Source organism: Solicola agrisoli (assembly GCF_049059935.1).
Lineage (GTDB): Bacteria > Actinomycetota > Actinomycetes > Propionibacteriales > Nocardioidaceae > JAURVT01.
In genome coordinates, this window is record NZ_JBMGQR010000067.1 from 7,501 (window position 1) to 23,378 (window position 15,878).

Sequence of the window (15,878 nt, forward strand, 5' to 3'; positions counted from 1 at the left end):
CTCCTCCGCGCGTCGTGCCTCGTCCGCGCCGTGCACGAGCGTGGTCACCTCGGTGGCCAGGCGTCGTTGGGCCGCCCTCGCCCCCGGGCGCTCCTGGTGGTCGGCCACCAGCGCGTCGATCTCGTCCACCGGCAGGAACGTGAACTGCTTGAGGTACTCCCCCACCTTCGCGTCCTCGGCCTGGATCCAGGACTGGTAGAAGGCGTAGGGCGACGTCAGGTCGGGGTCGAGCCAGACCGCGCCCGCCTCGGACTTGCCGAACTTGGTGCCGTCGGCCTTGGTGATCAACGGCGTCGCGAGCGCGTTGACGCGGGCACCCTCGGCGCGGCGCACCAGCTCGACGCCGGCGGTGATGTTGCCCCACTGGTCGCTCCCCCCGGTCTGCAGCGCGCACCCGTGGCGTCGGAACAGCTCGAGGTAGTCCATGGACTGGAGCAGCACGTAGCTGAACTCGGTGTAGCTGATGCCCCCCTCCAGGCGGCTGCTCACCACGTGGCGGTCGAGCATCCGGTTGACCGGGAAGTGCTTGCCGACGTCACGCAGGAAGTCGAGGACGTCCATCCCCGCGGTCCAGTCGAGGTTGTTGACCACGGTGGCGGCGTTGGGGCCCTCGAAGGACACGAACTGCTGCACCTGGGCGCGGATCCGCTCCACCCAGGCGGCGACGGTCTCGCGGGAGTTCATCACCCGCTCCCCGGACTCCTTGGGATCGCCGATCAGCCCGGTCGATCCCCCCACGAGGATCAGCGGACGGTGCCCCGCGTCCTGGAGGCGCCGTGCGGTGAGCAGCTGCAGCAGGTTGCCGAAGTGCAGGCTCGGTGCGGTGGGGTCGAAGCCCACGTAGAACGTGACCGGCCCCGCCGAGAGGTCGGAGCGCAGGGCGCCCGGGTCCGTCGAGTGCGCGACGAGCCCGCGCGCCTCGAGGTCGTCCAGCACGTGCGTGGTCACGGTCGATGCTCCTTCGTCGCGAGGACCCACGACGCGGGTCCTTCTGCGGGCGATTCTCCCCCGACCGCCCCGTCCTCGTCGTCCGGCTCTCCGGCAGGGCCGCGCGTACGGTGGGCGAGCGTGGCTCTGAGGGGAGCCGCCACACCCTGGAGGGAACCCCATGCGCCTGCCCATCCCCGGTCCCCGGGACGTCCTGCGAGTGACCGAGCAGGGGTGGTCCGCGCTCGAGGAGGTCATCTCCATGGTCCCGCGCCTCGGCGCCGTGCTCACCGACGTCGAGCAGATCGTCGTGCAGGTGCGCCAGGTGGTCGCGGCCGTCGACCTGACGCGGGCCCGCGCCGACGCGGTCGTCGTGCACACCGAGCGGGTCGTGGAGACGGCCGAGGCCCTCGTCGGAGGTGCCGCCGTGCTCACGGCCCGCGCCGAGGCGCTGCTCGACGCCTTCGAGCCGGCGCTCCAGACGCTGCAGCCCACCTTGCAGACCTTCGCCGAGACGACCAGCAACAAGGAGGTCGACGCCCTGATCGGGCTGGTCGACCTCACCCCCCAGCTGGTCAAGCACCTGAACGAGGACATCGTCCCCATCCTCGGCACGATGAACTCGGTGGCGCCCGACCTGCGCGACCTGCTCGACGTCTCGCGCGAGCTCAACGAGCTCATCGGCGCGGTGCCCGGGCTGGGCCGGGTCAAGAAGAAGATCGAGGAGCAGCAGGAGGAGGAGGACCGCGGCCGGGCCCAGGTCAACCGCCTGGACTGATCAGCCCGCGGCGGGCGCGCGCGGGCTCCGCCGGTAGGCCGACACGGTCGGGTCGCCGTCGATCCAGAGTCGCCACGGGACGTCCGCCGCGCGCGAGACGCCCACCCTCGGCCCGGTCCCCGTCACGGGTGCCGGGCCGAGGCGCGCCTCCAGACGGAGACGGTCACCGACGAGCAGGTCGTGCGCGTCGTCGTCGCCGTCGATGCCGAGGGCCGACGTGAGGTTGGCGGGGCCGCGGGCCAGGCCGACGTCGGCGACCCGCGGACCGCGCCGCGCACGAGCCGCGTCGACGCCGTCGACGACCTCACCCGCCCGCAGCAGCACCGCCGACGCCACGCCGTCGACGCCCGTCACCACGTTGGCGCACCAGTGCAGCCCGTACGAGCGGTAGACGTACAGCCGCCCGGCCGGGCCGAACATCACCTCGGTGCGGGGCGTGGGGCCGCGCCAGGCGTGCGAGGCCGGGTCGTCGGCCCCCGCGTAGGCCTCGACCTCGGTGAGCCGCACCCGGACCTCGCCGTGCACCAGGTGCGCGCCGAGCAGCGAGCGCGCGACGTCGAGGACGTCCCCCTGGAGCTGCACGGGCGACAGTCTCGCCGTCAGGCGGGCACGCCGCCCACCCAGGTCTCGCGCACCAGCGGGACACCGGGACGGTAGGCGAGGTGGACGTACGACGGGGCGTCGAGGACGGCGAGGTCGGCGCGCGCCCCGACGCCGAGGTGGCCGACGTCGTCGCGCCTCAGGGACGCCGCGCCGCCACGGGTGGTGGCCCACAGCGCCTCGGCGGGCGTCAGCCCCATCTCGCGCACGGCGAGAGCCAGGACGAACGGCATCGACGACGTGTAGCAGCTGCCGGGGTTGCAGTCGGTGGCCACCGCGACGGTGACGCCCGCGTCGAGCAGCCGGCGCGCGTCCGGGTACGGCGAACGGGTGGAGAACTCCACGCCCGGGAGCAGACCCGCGACGGTGCCGGTGGACGCGAGCGCGTCGACGTCGGCGTCGCTGAGGTACGTGCAGTGGTCGGCCGCCGCCGCACCCAGCTCGCAGGCCAGCTGCACGCCCGGGCCGTGGCCGAGCTGGTTGGCGTGGACGCGCGGCAGCAGGCCGCGGTCCTTCCCGGCGAGCAGGATCGTGCGCGCCTGGTCGGCGTCGAAGGCGCCGGTCTCGCAGAACACGTCAACCCAGCGGGCGTGCGGGGCGCACGCGTCGAGCATGGGTCCGGTGACGAGGTCGACGTAGGCCGCGGGGTCGTCGGCGTGCTCGGGCGGGACGACGTGGGCGCCCAGGTAGGTCGTCTCGGTCGTGAGCGCGGACGCGACCCGCAGCGAGCGGGCCTCGTCCTCGACGGTGAGCCCGTAGCCGCTCTTGACCTCGACGGTCGTGGTGCCCTGCCGCCGCATCTCGGCCACGTGGGCGGCCGCCCGAGCGCCGAGCTGCTCGTCGGTGGCGGCCCGCGTCGCGGCGACGGTGCTGCGGATGCCGCCGGCGGAGTACCGCTCGCCGGCCATCCGGGCGGCGAACTCGGCCGACCGCTCGCCGGCGAAGACCAGGTGGCTGTGGGAGTCGACGAAGCCGGGGACCACCGCGGCCCCGCCGACGTCGTGCGAGGTGTCGCAGGCGGGGGCGTCGGCGGCGGGCCCGACCCACGCCACGTGCCCGTCGCGCAGCACCAGCGCGGCGTCGTGGAGGACGCCCAGGACGGTGCCGTCGCCCAGCGCCGGGTCGGTGGTGACCAGCTCGCCGATCCCCGTCAGCAGCGTGCTCATCGCCCCACCCTCTCCCAGCACGCCTCGACGGCTCGGGCGAGCTCGCGCGAGACGGCCTCCGCGGCGTCGGGGTCGTGGACGACGTCGGAGGCCGTGGCACCGAACACCAGCCCCTCCGGGCCCTCCGGCACCCCCGCCAGGTGCGGCGCGTCCCAGGCGACCTCGACGTCGTGCGGTGCGGACAGCCCGAGCGACGCGTGACCGTCCACCCCGGCGGCCCGGAGCAGCCGCTCGGCCGACCAGGTGCCCCGTCGCCCGCTGACGAGCCGCTCGTCGTCCTCCAGCGCCCGCATCTCGGCGAACGGGTCGATCACGGCGTGCCCGTCCGAGCCCAGGGTGAGCCGAGCCCCTGCGGCCTCGAGCGCCGGACCGGGTCCGACGCCGTCGGCGAGGTCGCGCTCGGTGGTCGGGCAGAAGCACGCGAAGGACGACGCGGCGCCGATCGTCGCGACGTCCGCCTCGGTGAGGTGGGTGGCGTGCACGGCGGTGGTGGCGGGCCCCCAGAAGCCGGCCTCGTCGAGCAGCGCGGTGGGCGTCATGCCGTGCGCGGCCAGGCAGGCCTCGTTCTCGGCGGGCTGCTCGGACAGGTGGACGTGCAGGGGCGCCCGGTGCGACTGGGCCCAGCCGGCGACGGTCGGCAGCTGGTCGGCGGGCACCGCGCGGACCGAGTGCGCCGCCGCCCCGACGACGACGTCGGTGGCACCGGCGTGGCGGCTTCGCAGGTCCTCGACGCGCGAGGCCCACGCGGCGGCGTCGCCGTCGGAGAACCGCTGCTGGACGCCCTGCGGCGCCTCGCCGAACCCGGCGGCGAGGTAGCAGGTGTCGAGCAGGCAGATGGCGACGCCGGCGTCACGGGCGGCCGCGACGAGCGCCTCGCCCATGGCGTTCGGGTCGTCGTAGGGGCGGCCGCCGGGCCGGTGGTGCACGTAGTGGAACTCACCCACGGCCGTCCAGCCCGCCAGGCGCATCTCGCCGTACACGGCGCGGGCCAGGCGGTGCAGCAGGTCGGGGTCGAGGGCGTCCGCGAGGTCGTACATCTGCTCGCGCCACGTCCAGAAGGACCCCGGCGCCTGGGCGCGTCCGCGCAGGGCGCGGTGGAACACGTGGCTGTGGGCGTTGGCGAAGCCGCCCGGCACGGTCAGGGTCACCGGGCACCGGCCAGGTGCTCGATGGTGCGGGCGAGGGCGGCGACGCCGGCCAGGCAGTCGGCCTCGTCCGCGTGCTCGTGCGGGGAGTGCGAGACGCCCGTGGGGTTGCGCACGAACAGCATTGCGGTGGGGACGCCGTGCCGCGCGAGGACGCCGGCGTCGTGGCCGGCGCCGGTGGGCAGCACGGGGGCGTCGTCCAGCAGCGTCGACAGCTCCGCGGCGAGGGCGGCGTCGAAGGCGACCTCGGCGCTGACGGACTCCGCCGTCGTCTCGACGCCCGTGCCGTCGCGCCCGGCGCGGTCCGCGGCCTGCGCGGTGACGCGGGCGACGAGGTCGTCCAGCACCGATTCGTCGGCGGCGCGGGCGTCCATCCACGCCCGCACCTGCGACGGGATCGCGTTGGTGCCGTTGGGGTCCACCTCGACGCGCCCGAAGGTGGCTCGCGCGCCGAGCAGCCGGGCCTGCTTGTTGGCTGCGAGGACCGTCATCGCGAAGGTGAGCATCGGGTCCTGGCGATCGTCCATCGGCGTGGTGCCGGCGTGGTCGGCGCGGCCGGTGAAGGTGAAGCGGTAGCGGCCGTGGGGCCAGATGGCCGAGCCGACGCCCACCGCGGCGCCGTCGTCGAGGTCGAGCGCACGGCCCTGCTCGACGTGCAGCTCGACGAAGGTGCCGATGCGGCCGAGCAGGTCGGGCCGCGGGCGCACGTCCTCGACCCGGCGCCCGCGCGCCCTCAGGGTCTCGGCCAGGGTGAGCCCGTCGCGGTCGCGCAGGCCGAGCGCCTTCTCGGCGTCGAGCGAGCCGGTCATCAGGCGGGACCCGGCGCAGGCGATCCCGAACCGGGCGCCCTCCTCGTCGGCGAAGGCGCCGACGGCGAGCGGCCGGTCGAGCGCGACGCCGCGCGCGTCGAGGTCGTCGATCGCCGCGAAGGCCGAGACCACGCCGAGCGGGCCGTCGAAGGCCCCGCCGCCGGGCACGGAGTCGAGGTGGGAGCCGACGAGCAGCGCGTCGTCGCGGGTGGTGTCGCCCCGCCAGGCCAGCAGGTTGCCGTTGCCGTCGTCGACGAGCTCGAGCCCGCGCGCGGCGGCCTCGCCGGCGAACCACTCGCGCAGCGTCAGGTCGGCGTCGGACCAGGCGAAGCGGTGGTACCCGCCATCGCCGGCGTCGCGGCCCACGGGGGCGATCGCGTCCCACATCGCGTCGAAAGACATGGCCTCATCCTGCCCTCGCGCCGGCGCGGTCGGCAGCGACCCGTCCACCGGTGGTGTCTCGTCGGCGAGACACCACCGCACCCTCGGTCGACGACCGGGCGTCCGGCGCGTGGTCTGCTACGGGGAGGAGAGTCGTACGACCGACAGGAGCACCCCGTGGCCTCGCACCTGCCACTCGAGGACCTCGCCGCCTGGGCCGTCGAGGGCGGACCGGCCCCCGTGGTCCTCACCGACGACGGGTACGAGCGGATCTCGGCCGCCTGGACGGGTCTGCGTGCCGCCGGGCGCTCCGGTGCCGTGTACGGCCTGACGACCGGCGTCGGCGCGCTGAGGAACGTCCCCACCGAGATCACCGGCGACGACAACGCGTCGCACCCCCTGCGGCTGTGGCGCAGCCACGCCGGCGGGTTCGGGGCCACGTACGACGACGCGACCGCCCGCGCCGCGATGGCCATCCGCCTGCACCAGATCACGTCGGGTCGCTCGGGCGTCAGCACCGGGCTCGCGTCCGCGCTCGGCGCCGCCGTGGCGACGGGGTCGGTGCCCGACCTGCACCGCTGCGGCTCCATCGGCACCGGCGACCTGGTGCCTCTGGCCGAGCTGGCGCTGACGTTGGTCGGCGAGCGCGCCTGGCGCTCCGGCGGCGTGCCGGTGGCCGAGGTCGACGACGGCGACGCGCTGCCGTTCATGAGCAGCAACGCCCTGACCCTCGCGACGTCCGTGCTGGCCCTGCGACGCCTGACGGACCTCGCCGCCGCCGCCGAGCGCGTCACCGCCCTGAGCGCGGCCGCCCTGCAGGCGTCCCTGCAGGCGTACGACCCGCGCGTGCACGCCGGCCGTCCCGACGCCGGGCAGGCCCAGGTCGCGGCCCGCCTGATGACGCTCCTCGGCGCCGGCCACGCCGCGCCCGCCCGTATCCAGGACCCGTTCGGGCTGCGCACGGTGCCGCAGGTGCACGCGCCGTTCCTGGACTCCCTGCAGTGGACCGAGCGCGCCATCCGCCTCGAGGTCGACGACCCGAGCGAGAACCCGCTCGTCGTCGAGGACGGGACGCCGCTGCACCACGGCGGGTTCGTCACCGCGCGCCTCAGCGCGGCGCTCGACTCGCTGCGGCAGGCCACCTACCCGGTGCTCGCGCTGTCGTCGTCGCGGCTGTCGGCGCTCACCAACCCGTCGCTCACCGGGCTCCCGGCCTTCCTGGCGTCGGGCCCCGTGGGCAGCTCGGGCGTGATGATCCTGGAGTACCTCGCCCAGGACGCCCTCGCGCAGGCCCGCACCCTGACGACACCCGTCTCGACCGGCCACGCGGTGGTGTCGCTCGGGCTGGAGGAGCACGCGTCCTTCTCGACGCAGGCGGCGCTGTGGAGCGAGCACCTGGTGGAGCACGCGTCGGTGGTGCTCGCCTGCGAGCTGGTGGCGGCGGTCCGCGCCCTGCGCACCGACCCCGAGCGCCTGCCCGACACCCCCGTCCGCGAGGTGTTCGACCTCGCCGCCGCCCACCTCTCCGACGACCGCACCGACCGCCCGCTCGGCGCTGACGTCGAGCGGGCGGTCGGCCTGGTGCGGGCGGGCCTGGCCTGAGGGCTCAGCCCTCGGTCATCGGCACGCGGACGCCGCGCTCGGCGGCGACCTCCTCGGCGCGGTCGTAGCCCGCGTCGACGTGCCGCACGACGCCCATGCCGGGGTCGTTGGTGAGGACGCGCTCGATCTTCTGCGCGGCCATCTCGGTGCCGTCGGCGACGACCACCTGGCCGGCGTGGATGGAGCGACCCATGCCCACGCCGCCGCCGTGGTGGATCGAGACCCACGTGGCGCCGGACGCGGTGTTGACCAGGGCGTTGAGCAGCGGCCAGTCGGCGATGGCGTCGGAGCCGTCGAGCATCGACTCGGTCTCGCGGTAGGGCGAGGCGACCGAGCCGGAGTCGAGGTGGTCGCGACCGATGACGACCGGGGCCGAGAGCTCGCCCGAGGCGACCATCTCGTTGAACCGGACGCCGGCGCGGTGGCGCTCGCCGTAGCCGAGCCAGCAGATCCGCGCGGGCAGGCCCTGGAAGTGCACGCGCTCCTGCGCGAGGGTGATCCAGCGCCTGAGCCGCTCGTCGTCGGGGAACAGCTCGAGGACGGCGCGGTCGGTGGCGGCGATGTCGGCCGGGTCGCCCGACAGCGCGGCCCAGCGGAACGGGCCACGCCCCTCGCAGAACTGGGGGCGGATGTAGGCCGGCACGAACCCGGGGAAGTCGAAGGCGCGCCCGTACCCGGCCTTGCGGGCCTCGTCGCGGATCGAGTTGCCGTAGTCGAACACCTCGGCGCCCGCGTCGGCGAACCCGACCATGGCCTCGACGTGGCGCGCCATCGACTCCTGGGCGCGCAGCGTGAAGCCGGCGGGGTCCTTCTCGCGCTCGAGCTCCCAGTCCTCGAACGCCATGCCCGCGGGCAGGTAGTACAGCGGGTCGTGGGCGCTGGTCTGGTCGGTGACGACGTCGATGGGCGCGCCGGTGGCGAGCAGGTGCGGCAGCGCCTCGGACGCGTTGGCCTGCACGCCGATCGACAGCGCACGGCGCTCGTCCCGGGCCTGGACAGCCATGGCGAGGGCCTCGTCCAGCGAGTCGGCCCGCACGTCGAGGTAGCGGTGCTCGATGCGGCGGGCGATGCGGTCGGGGTCGACCTCGAGGCAGATCGCGACGCCGTCGTTCATGGTGACGGCGAGCGGCTGCGCGCCGCCCATGCCGCCGAGGCCGGCGGTGAGGGTGATGGTGCCGGCGAGGGTGCCGGTGCCGCCCTCGGTGCCCGCGAGCTTGTCGGCGACGGCGGCGAACGTCTCGAAGGTGCCCTGCAGGATGCCCTGGGTGCCGATGTAGATCCACGAGCCGGCCGTCATCTGGCCGTACATCGTGAGCCCCTCGGCCTCCAGCTTGCGGAACTCCTCCCAGGTGGCCCAGTCGCCCACCAGGTTCGAGTTGGCGATGAGCACCCGCGGCGCCCACGGGTTGGTGCGCATGACGGCGACGGGCTTGCCCGACTGGACGAGCATCGTCTCGTCGTCGGCGAGCGTCGTCAGCGTGCGGACCAGGGCGTCGTACGCCGGCCAGTCGCGGGCGGCCTTGCCCGAGCCGCCGTAGACGACGAGGTCGTCGGGGCGCTCGGCGTTCTCGGGGTCGAGGTTGTTCATCAGCATCCGCAGCGGTGCCTCGGTCTGCCAGCTGCGGGCGGTGAGCTGCGTCCCGCGGGGTGCGCGGACGGGTCGGCTGCCGTTCATCGGGGGTCTCCTGTGGTGGTGAGGGCGGCGGTGCGGACGGTGCCGTCGGCGACGAGGTCGTGGGCGGCCTGCAGGTCGGGGGCGAGGAAGCGGTCGGGGCCCGGGCCGTCGACGCGCTCGCGCACGGCGGCGACGACGGCTGCGGTGGCGGGTGCGGGCGTCAGGGGCGCGCGCAGGTCGAGGCCGCGGGCGGCGGTCAGCACCTCGATGCCGAGCACGCGGGCCAGGCCCTCGACGGCCCGGCGCAGCTTGCGCGCCGACGACCAGCCCATCGAGACGTGGTCCTCCTGCATCGCGCTGCTGGGGATCGAGTCGACGCTGGCCGGCGAGGCCAGGCGCTTGAGCTCGGAGACGATCGCGGCCTGCGTGTACTGGGCGATCATGTGGCCGGAGTCGACGCCGGGGTCGTCGGCGAGGAACGGCGGCAGGCCGTTGCTGCGGGACGCGTCCAGGAACCGGTCGGTGCGTCGCTCGCTGATCGAGGCGACGTCGGCGACGACGATGGCCAGGAAGTCGAGCACGTAGGCGACGGGGGCGCCGTGGAAGTTGCCGTTGGACTCCACGCGCCCGTCGGGCAGCACCACCGGGTTGTCGACGGCGCTCGCCAGCTCGCGGCCGGCGACGAGCGCGGCGTGGTCGACGGTGTCGCGGGCGGCGCCGTGCACCTGCGGGGAGCAGCGCAGCGAGTACGCGTCCTGCACGCGGGTGCACTCCGGGCCGCGGTGGCTGGCCACGATGGCCGAGCCGGCGAGCACGTCGCGCATGGTGGTGGCCGAGACGGCCTGCCCGGGCTGGGGACGCAGGGCCTGCAGGTCTGCGGCGAGGACGGCGTCGGTGCCGAGGAGACCCTCGATGCTCATCGCGGCGGCGACGTCGGCGGTGTCGAGCAGGCCGCGGAGGTCGTCGATCGCGAGCAGCAGCATCCCGAGCATGCCGTCGGTGCCGTTGATCAGGGCCAGGCCCTCCTTCTCGGCGAGGACGACGGGCTCGATGCCAGCCGTGGCGAGGGCGTCGGCGGCGGGCACCAGCACGCCGTCGGCGTCGCGGACCGTCCCCTCCCCCATCAGGGCCAGCGCGCAGTGCGCGAGCGGCGCGAGGTCGCCAGAGCAGCCGAGGCTGCCGTGCTCGTGGACGACGGGCGTCACGCCGGCGTCGAGCATCGCGGCGATCGTGGTGGCGACGACGGGGCGCACGCCGGTGCGTCCGGTGGCCAGCGTCGACAGGCGGAGCAGCATCATCGCCCGCACCACCTCGGTCTCGACCTCGGGGCCGAGGCCGGCGGCGTGCGACCTCACCAGGCTGCGCTGCAGCTGGGTGCGCTGGTCGGACGGGATGTGCCGGGTGGCGAGGGCGCCGAAGCCCGTCGAGATGCCGTAGTGCGGGACCGGCGACGCGGCGAGGGACTCGACCACCTCGCGGGAGGCGGCGAGCGCGGCCAGTGCGTCGTCGCCGAGGCGGACCGACGCGCCGTGGCGGGCGACGCGGACGACGTCGGCGGGCTCGAGCGGGCCGGTGCCGACGACGACCTGCGCGACGTCGGTGCGGTGCGGTGCGGTGGTGGTGCTCATGGGTCCAGTGGACCCCGGCACCCGTGGTCGTCGCGACGGTTCGGGCGCCTATGCTGTCTCGGATCCGAGATCGACCGAGGAGGGCCGATGGCGCGCGAGGTACCGGCGGCGACGCAGGCGCTGCGCGTGCTGCGCTTCCTGTCCGGCCAGCCGCGCCCGGTGCCGGCGGCCCGCGTGGCGACGGCGATCGACGCGCCGCGGTCGTCGACCTACCACCTGCTGCGGGCCATGGCGGCCGAAGGATTCGTGACGCACCACCGCGACGACGGCCTCTGGGGGCTCGGCGTCGCGGCGTACGAGGTGGGCACCGGGTACGCGCGGCACGCTCCCCTGGCCCGGCTCGGACGCCTCCCGCTCGCTCGGCTCGTCGACGCGACCGGCGAGTCGGCCCACCTGGTGAGCCTGCACGGCCGCGAGGTGGTCTACCTCGTCGAGGACCGTGCGCCGCGTCGTCCGCCGCTGGTCACCGACGTGGGGGTACGGCTGCCGGCGCACCTGACGGCGTCGGGCCGGGCGATCCTGGCCGACGCTCCTGCGGCGCAGGTGCGCGCGCTGTTCGCCGATCGCAGCGCGTTCGTCGACCGTCACGGCGTGGGGCCGCAGAGCCTCAGCGCGCTGCGCTCGGAGCTGACGGTCACCCGCACGCAGGGGTACGCGTTCGAGGACGGCGAGGTGACGCCCGGGTTCGCGTCCGTCGCGGTGGCCGTGCGGACGCCCGCGGCGCTGTCGCCTGCCAGCGTGGCGGTCACCTACGACGCGACGCGTCTCGAGCGCGGCTCGGCGGCGTTCGAGACCCTCGTCGCCGAGGTGACCGCGACCGCCGAGGAGCTGGCCCGCCGCCTATCGTGAGCGCCGTGGTCCGCTTCGCGCTCGTCCCCGCGTCCTACGTCCTGCTGCTGCGCGAGGGGCCGTCCGGCGACGAGGTGCTGCTGCACCTGCGCCAGGACACCGGCTACATGGACGGACGCTGGGCGAGCCTGGCCGGGCACGTCGAGGAGGACGAGTCCGCGCTGACGGCCGCGTGCCGCGAGGCGCTCGAGGAGGGCGGCGTCGTCGTCGCCGAGGACGACCTGGTGCCGCTGTGCGCCGTGCACCGCACCCAGCGCGGCGGCGGGCCCGTCGAGCAGCGGGTGGACTTCTTCTTCGTCTCGCGCCGCTGGACCGGTGAGCCGACGGTGCGCGAGCCGGCCAAGAACGCGGGCTTCCGGTGGTTCCCGCTGTCCGACCTCCCCGAGGCCATGCCGCCGCAGGAGGTGGACGTCCTGCGCCTCCTCGCGTCCGGCTCCCCCGTCCCGCCGGTCATGGTCCGGGGCTTCTGAGGAGCTGTCGGTGCGTGGTGATGCCGGGGCGTCACCAGGCGCCGACAACTCCGGGGTCAGGTGGCGCAGGCGGGGCCGTCGAGGGGCGGCAGGGGTGCCGGGACGCCCACCGTGGGCATGCCGAGCGTGACGCCGACCTTCCGCGGTGACGACGTGCGCGCCTCCCACGCGTCACCGGCGCGGGTGCGGCGCACCGTCAGCACCGGCTCGTCGGCGACGAGGTGGTGCGGCGCGGCGTGCGTGATGCGGGTGGTGACGACGTCGCCGGGACGGACGGCGTGGTCGCCGGGCACGAAGTGCACGAGACGGTTGTCGCGGGCGCGGCCGGTCAGGCGGTGCGTGGCGCCGTCCTTCTTGCCCTTGTGGTCGGCGACGAGCAGCTCGACCTCGGTGCCCTCGAGGCGCTGGTTCTCGCGCCAGGCGATGTCGCTGACGAGGGCGGCGAGGCGCTCGTAGCGCTCCTGGACGACGGCCTTGGGCACCTGCTCGCCCATCGTCGCGGCCGGCGTGCCGGGGCGCGGGGAGTACTGAAACGTGAAGGCGCTGGTGTACCGCGCCTGGCGGACGACCTCCATCGTCTGCTCGAAATCCTCGTCGGTCTCGCCGGGGAACCCCACGATGATGTCGGTGGTGATCGCCGCGTGCGGCATCGCGTCGCGCACCCGCTCGATGATGCCGAGGTACTTCTCCCGGCGGTACGAGCGGCGCATCGCCTTGAGCACGGTGTCCGAGCCCGACTGCAGCGGCATGTGCAGCTGCGGCATGACGTTGGGCGTCTCGGCCATCGCGGCGATGACGTCGTCGGTGAAGTCCTTGGGGTGCGGCGAGGTGAACCGCACGCGCTCGAGGCCCTCGATCTCGCCGCAGGCGCGCAGCAGCTTGCCGAACGCCAGCCGGTCGCCGAACTCGACGCCGTACGAGTTCACGTTCTGGCCCAGCAGCGTCACCTCGACGACGCCGTCGGCGACGAGCGCCTCGATCTCGGCGAGGATCTCGCCGGGACGGCGGTCGCGCTCCTTGCCGCGCAGGCTCGGGACGATGCAGAACGTGCAGGTGTTGTTGCACCCCACCGAGATCGACACCCACGCGGCGAACACCGAGTCGCGCTTGGTGGGCAGCGTGGACGGGAAGACGTCCAGCGACTCCAGGATCTCGACCTGGCTCTCCTCGGCGACGCGCGCCCGGTCGAGCAGCGCCGGCAGCGAGCCGATGTTGTGGGTGCCGAAGACGACGTCGACGTACGGCGCGCGCGTCGTGATCGTCTCGCGGTCCTTCTGCGCCAGGCAGCCGCCGACGGCGATCTGCATGCCCGGGCGCTCGGCCTTCACCGACGCCAGGTGACCGAGGTTGCCGTACAGCTTGTTGTCGGCGTTCTCGCGGACGGCGCACGTGTTGAGCACGACGACGTCGGCCGGCTCGTCGCCGTCGGCCGGGACGTAGCCCGCCGTCTCGAGCAGGCCGGTGAGGCGCTCGGAGTCGTGGACATTCATCTGGCAGCCGTAGGTGCGCACCTGGTACGTGCGACCTGCGGGCGCCGAGAGCGCGGTGGTCGTGGGTTCGTCGTGGAGCATCGTCATGGCGCTCCCAGGGTAAGCGCCCGCCGTCGCGTCAGTCGGCGGTGGCCGCCTGCTCCTCGGGCGTGCGGACGATGCAGAACTCGTTGCCCTCGGGGTCGGCCATCACGAGCCAGCCGCGCCCGTCGGGCACCCGGTGGTCCTCCACCGGCGTCGCACCCAGCGCGAGCACGCGGTCGGTCTCCTCGTCGCGCGACCCCTGGACGGCCATCAGGTCGAGGTGGATGCGGTTCTTGACCGTCTTCGGCTCGGGCACCTCGATGAACAGCAGCCGGTGCGATCCGTCGGCCGCGACGATCATGCACTCGTCGTGGCCGGGCTCGTTCGGGTCGTCCGCCTCGTCGACGTAGCCGAGCACCTGCTTCCACCACTCCGACAGGGCGTAGGCGTCACGGCAGTCGATGGTCGTGTGGCTCACTCGGCTCGTCATGCAGCGCACGCTAGGTCTCGCGCACCCCCGAGCACCACCCGGTTGCGCGACGCACGCGGTCGGGGCGCCAAACGGCCCCCCAGGTGACGATTGGGTTGCGTCTGGCCGCCGAGGGCGCTCTCGGCTTGCGCCGACGACCGTGCCCGCCGATAGGTTGCCGGGCATGGCGGACGAAGCGGGCACCTCGCACCAGACCGGGACACCGATGGTCGCGCTGGACGGCGTGCAGAAGTGGTTCGGACAGCTGCACGTGCTGCAGGACGTCGACCTGCACGTCGCCGCCGGCGAGGTCGTCGTCGTCATCGGGCCGTCCGGCTCGGGCAAGTCGACGCTGTGCCGCACCATCAACCGCCTCGAGACCGTCGACGAGGGCGTCATCACCGTCGACGGCAAGAAGCTGCCCGAGGAGGGCAAGGCGCTGGCCGGCCTGCGCGCGGACGTCGGCATGGTCTTCCAGTCGTTCAACCTGTTCGCCCACAAGACGATCCTCGAGAACGTCACGCTCGGCCCGATCAAGGTGCGCAAGCAGTCCAAGGCCGACGCCGAGAAGCGCGCCCGCGAGCTGCTGACCCGCGTCGGGATCGAGGCCCAGGCCGACAAGTACCCCGCCCAGCTCTCCGGCGGCCAGCAGCAGCGCGTCGCGATCGCCCGCGCCCTGGCCATGGAGCCCAAGGTGATGCTCTTCGACGAGCCCACCTCGGCGCTGGACCCCGAGATGATCAAGGAGGTCCTCGACGTCATGGTCGACCTCGCCAAGGGCGGCATGACGATGATCGTCGTGACCCACGAGATGGGCTTCGCGCGCACCGCGGCCGACCGCGTCGTGTTCATGTCCGACGGGCGGATCGTCGAGGAGAACACCCCCGAGGAGTTCTTCTCCAACCCGCGCTCGGACCGCGCCCGCGACTTCCTGGGCAAGATCCTCAAGCACTGACCCGCCACCACCAACACCAACCGGCGGGCCTCCCGTCGGTGGGCCACCACCCCGAAGGGAACCCACGATGAAGGTACGACGGATGCGCTACGCGGCGGTCGCCGCGGTCGCCGCACTCACGCTCGCCGCCTGCGGCAACGCCGGCAGCGACGACACCGAGGGCGGCGCCGAGGTCGACGTCGCCGAGAACGCCGCCGAGGACTTCGAGGCCGGCACCAAGATGAAGGAGCTCGCCGACTCCGGCGAGATCACCATCGGCGTCAAGTTCGACCAGCCGGGCATCGGCTTCAAGAGCGCCACCTCGGATGCTCCCGCCGGCTTCGACATCAAGATGGGCAAGGTCCTCGCCGCCAGCCTCGGCATCGCGCCCGAGGACATCACCTGGAAGGAGACGGTCTCGGACAACCGCGAGCCGTTCCTGCAGTCCGACGAGGTCGACGTCGTGCTGGCGTCGTACTCGATCACCGACGAGCGCCGCGCGATCGTCGGCCAGGCCGGCCCGTACTACGTCACCGGCCAGCAGCTGCTCGTCAAGAAGGGCAGCGACATCAACGACGTCGCCGACGTCAAGGGCCAGGAGGTCTGCTCGGTGACGGGCTCGACGTCGCTGGAGAACATCCGGGCCGAGGGCGCGACCCCGCGCGGGTTCGACACGTACTCCGAGTGCCGCGACCAGGTGCTCGACGGCACCGTCCAGGCGATGACCACCGACGGCTCGATCCTGCTCGGCTACGCCGCCGAGAACCCCGACGAGCTCGAGGTCGTCGGCGAGCCGTTCTCCGAGGAGCGCTACGGAGTCGGCTACAACAAGGCCAACACCGAGATGTGCCAGTGGATCGTCGACACGATCGGCGCGGCCGAGGAGGACGGCGAGTGGGCCAAGGCCTACGAGGCGACCCTCGGCAAGGGTGGCGGCGAGACGCCGACCCCGCCGGAGTTCGACGCCTGCGCGGCCTGACGCGCCGCTGAT

15 protein-coding genes (1 of these 15 running past the window's edge) are annotated in these 15,878 nt (G+C 74.0%); 6 read left to right on the forward strand and 9 right to left on the reverse strand.

Annotated elements, in window-relative coordinates:
* Positions 1–948, reverse strand: the 5' portion of a protein-coding gene (gene tyrS / locus ACI6PP_RS18380) for a tyrosine--tRNA ligase (protein ID WP_421113073.1). The gene continues 321 nt to the left of window position 1, outside the view; the window shows 948 of its 1,269 coding nt (coding positions 1–948); it begins with the start codon at positions 946–948; its stop codon lies beyond the left edge, outside the window.
* A gap of 160 nt (positions 949–1,108) precedes the next feature.
* Here tyrS and ACI6PP_RS18385 point away from each other — a divergent pair, with 160 nt between their 5' ends.
* Positions 1,109–1,705: a hypothetical protein gene (locus tag ACI6PP_RS18385; protein ID WP_421113074.1), complete on the forward strand. Its 597-nt coding sequence runs from the start codon at positions 1,109–1,111 to the stop codon at positions 1,703–1,705.
* On the opposite strand, the gene ACI6PP_RS18390 is transcribed toward ACI6PP_RS18385, so the two are convergent.
* From ACI6PP_RS18390 to ACI6PP_RS18405, 4 genes are read right to left on the reverse strand one after another with little or no spacing between them, the layout of a single operon-like run.
* On the reverse strand, positions 1,706–2,287 hold the full coding sequence (locus ACI6PP_RS18390) for a DNA-3-methyladenine glycosylase (protein ID WP_421113075.1): 582 nt from the start codon (positions 2,285–2,287) through the stop codon (positions 1,706–1,708).
* Between the two features lie 17 nt (positions 2,288–2,304).
* The gene (gene hutI, locus ACI6PP_RS18395; protein WP_421113076.1) at positions 2,305–3,471 is read right to left on the reverse strand and encodes an imidazolonepropionase; all 1,167 of its coding nucleotides are present in this window, start codon (positions 3,469–3,471) and stop codon (positions 2,305–2,307) included.
* On the reverse strand, positions 3,468–4,619 hold the full coding sequence (locus tag ACI6PP_RS18400) for a formimidoylglutamate deiminase (protein ID WP_421113077.1): 1,152 nt from the start codon (positions 4,617–4,619) through the stop codon (positions 3,468–3,470). Before ACI6PP_RS18400 ends, hutI begins: the two co-directional genes overlap by 4 nt.
* Positions 4,616–5,827: an allantoate amidohydrolase gene (locus tag ACI6PP_RS18405; RefSeq protein ID WP_421113078.1), complete on the reverse strand. Its 1,212-nt coding sequence runs from the start codon at positions 5,825–5,827 to the stop codon at positions 4,616–4,618. Before ACI6PP_RS18405 ends, ACI6PP_RS18400 begins: the two co-directional genes overlap by 4 nt.
* Positions 5,828–5,983: 156 nt before the next feature.
* Here ACI6PP_RS18405 and ACI6PP_RS18410 point away from each other — a divergent pair, with 156 nt between their 5' ends.
* Positions 5,984–7,408 (forward strand): aromatic amino acid lyase, encoded by a 1,425-nt coding sequence (locus tag ACI6PP_RS18410; RefSeq protein WP_421113079.1) that lies wholly within the window; start codon positions 5,984–5,986, stop codon positions 7,406–7,408.
* A 4-nt stretch (positions 7,409–7,412) separates the two neighbouring features.
* Here ACI6PP_RS18410 and hutU read toward each other — a convergent pair whose 3' ends face one another.
* On the reverse strand, positions 7,413–9,083 hold the full coding sequence (gene hutU, locus ACI6PP_RS18415) for a urocanate hydratase (RefSeq protein ID WP_421113080.1): 1,671 nt from the start codon (positions 9,081–9,083) through the stop codon (positions 7,413–7,415).
* Positions 9,080–10,651, reverse strand: coding sequence for a histidine ammonia-lyase (gene hutH / locus ACI6PP_RS18420; RefSeq protein ID WP_421113081.1), 1,572 nt, complete (start codon positions 10,649–10,651; stop codon positions 9,080–9,082). Before hutH ends, hutU begins: the two co-directional genes overlap by 4 nt.
* An 87-nt stretch (positions 10,652–10,738) precedes the next feature.
* Between hutH and ACI6PP_RS18425 the strand changes: the two genes are divergently transcribed.
* On the forward strand, positions 10,739–11,500 hold the full coding sequence (locus ACI6PP_RS18425) for an IclR family transcriptional regulator (RefSeq protein ID WP_421113082.1): 762 nt from the start codon (positions 10,739–10,741) through the stop codon (positions 11,498–11,500).
* 5 nt (positions 11,501–11,505) lie between these two features.
* Positions 11,506–11,970 carry an NUDIX domain-containing protein gene (locus tag ACI6PP_RS18430; RefSeq protein ID WP_421113083.1) on the forward strand — a complete coding sequence of 155 codons (465 nt, stop codon included), beginning with the start codon at positions 11,506–11,508 and terminating at the stop codon, positions 11,968–11,970.
* 56 nt (positions 11,971–12,026) lie between these two features.
* Here ACI6PP_RS18430 and miaB read toward each other — a convergent pair whose 3' ends face one another.
* Positions 12,027–13,547: a tRNA (N6-isopentenyl adenosine(37)-C2)-methylthiotransferase MiaB gene (gene miaB, locus ACI6PP_RS18435; RefSeq protein ID WP_421113084.1), complete on the reverse strand. Its 1,521-nt coding sequence runs from the start codon at positions 13,545–13,547 to the stop codon at positions 12,027–12,029.
* Positions 13,548–13,578: 31 nt separating this feature from the next.
* Complete coding sequence (locus ACI6PP_RS18440) at positions 13,579–13,974, reverse strand: VOC family protein (RefSeq protein ID WP_421113085.1); 396 nt, start codon at positions 13,972–13,974, stop codon at positions 13,579–13,581.
* Positions 13,975–14,179: 205 nt separating this feature from the next.
* Here ACI6PP_RS18440 and ACI6PP_RS18445 point away from each other — a divergent pair, with 205 nt between their 5' ends.
* Together ACI6PP_RS18445 and ACI6PP_RS18450 are read left to right on the forward strand one after the other, a co-directional pair.
* Positions 14,180–14,908, forward strand: a complete 729-nt coding sequence (locus tag ACI6PP_RS18445; protein WP_421113087.1) for an amino acid ABC transporter ATP-binding protein — start codon at positions 14,180–14,182, stop codon at positions 14,906–14,908.
* A gap of 67 nt (positions 14,909–14,975) precedes the next feature.
* On the forward strand, positions 14,976–15,866 hold the full coding sequence (locus ACI6PP_RS18450) for a glutamate ABC transporter substrate-binding protein (RefSeq protein ID WP_421113086.1): 891 nt from the start codon (positions 14,976–14,978) through the stop codon (positions 15,864–15,866).
* Positions 15,867–15,878: the final 12 nt, after the last annotated feature.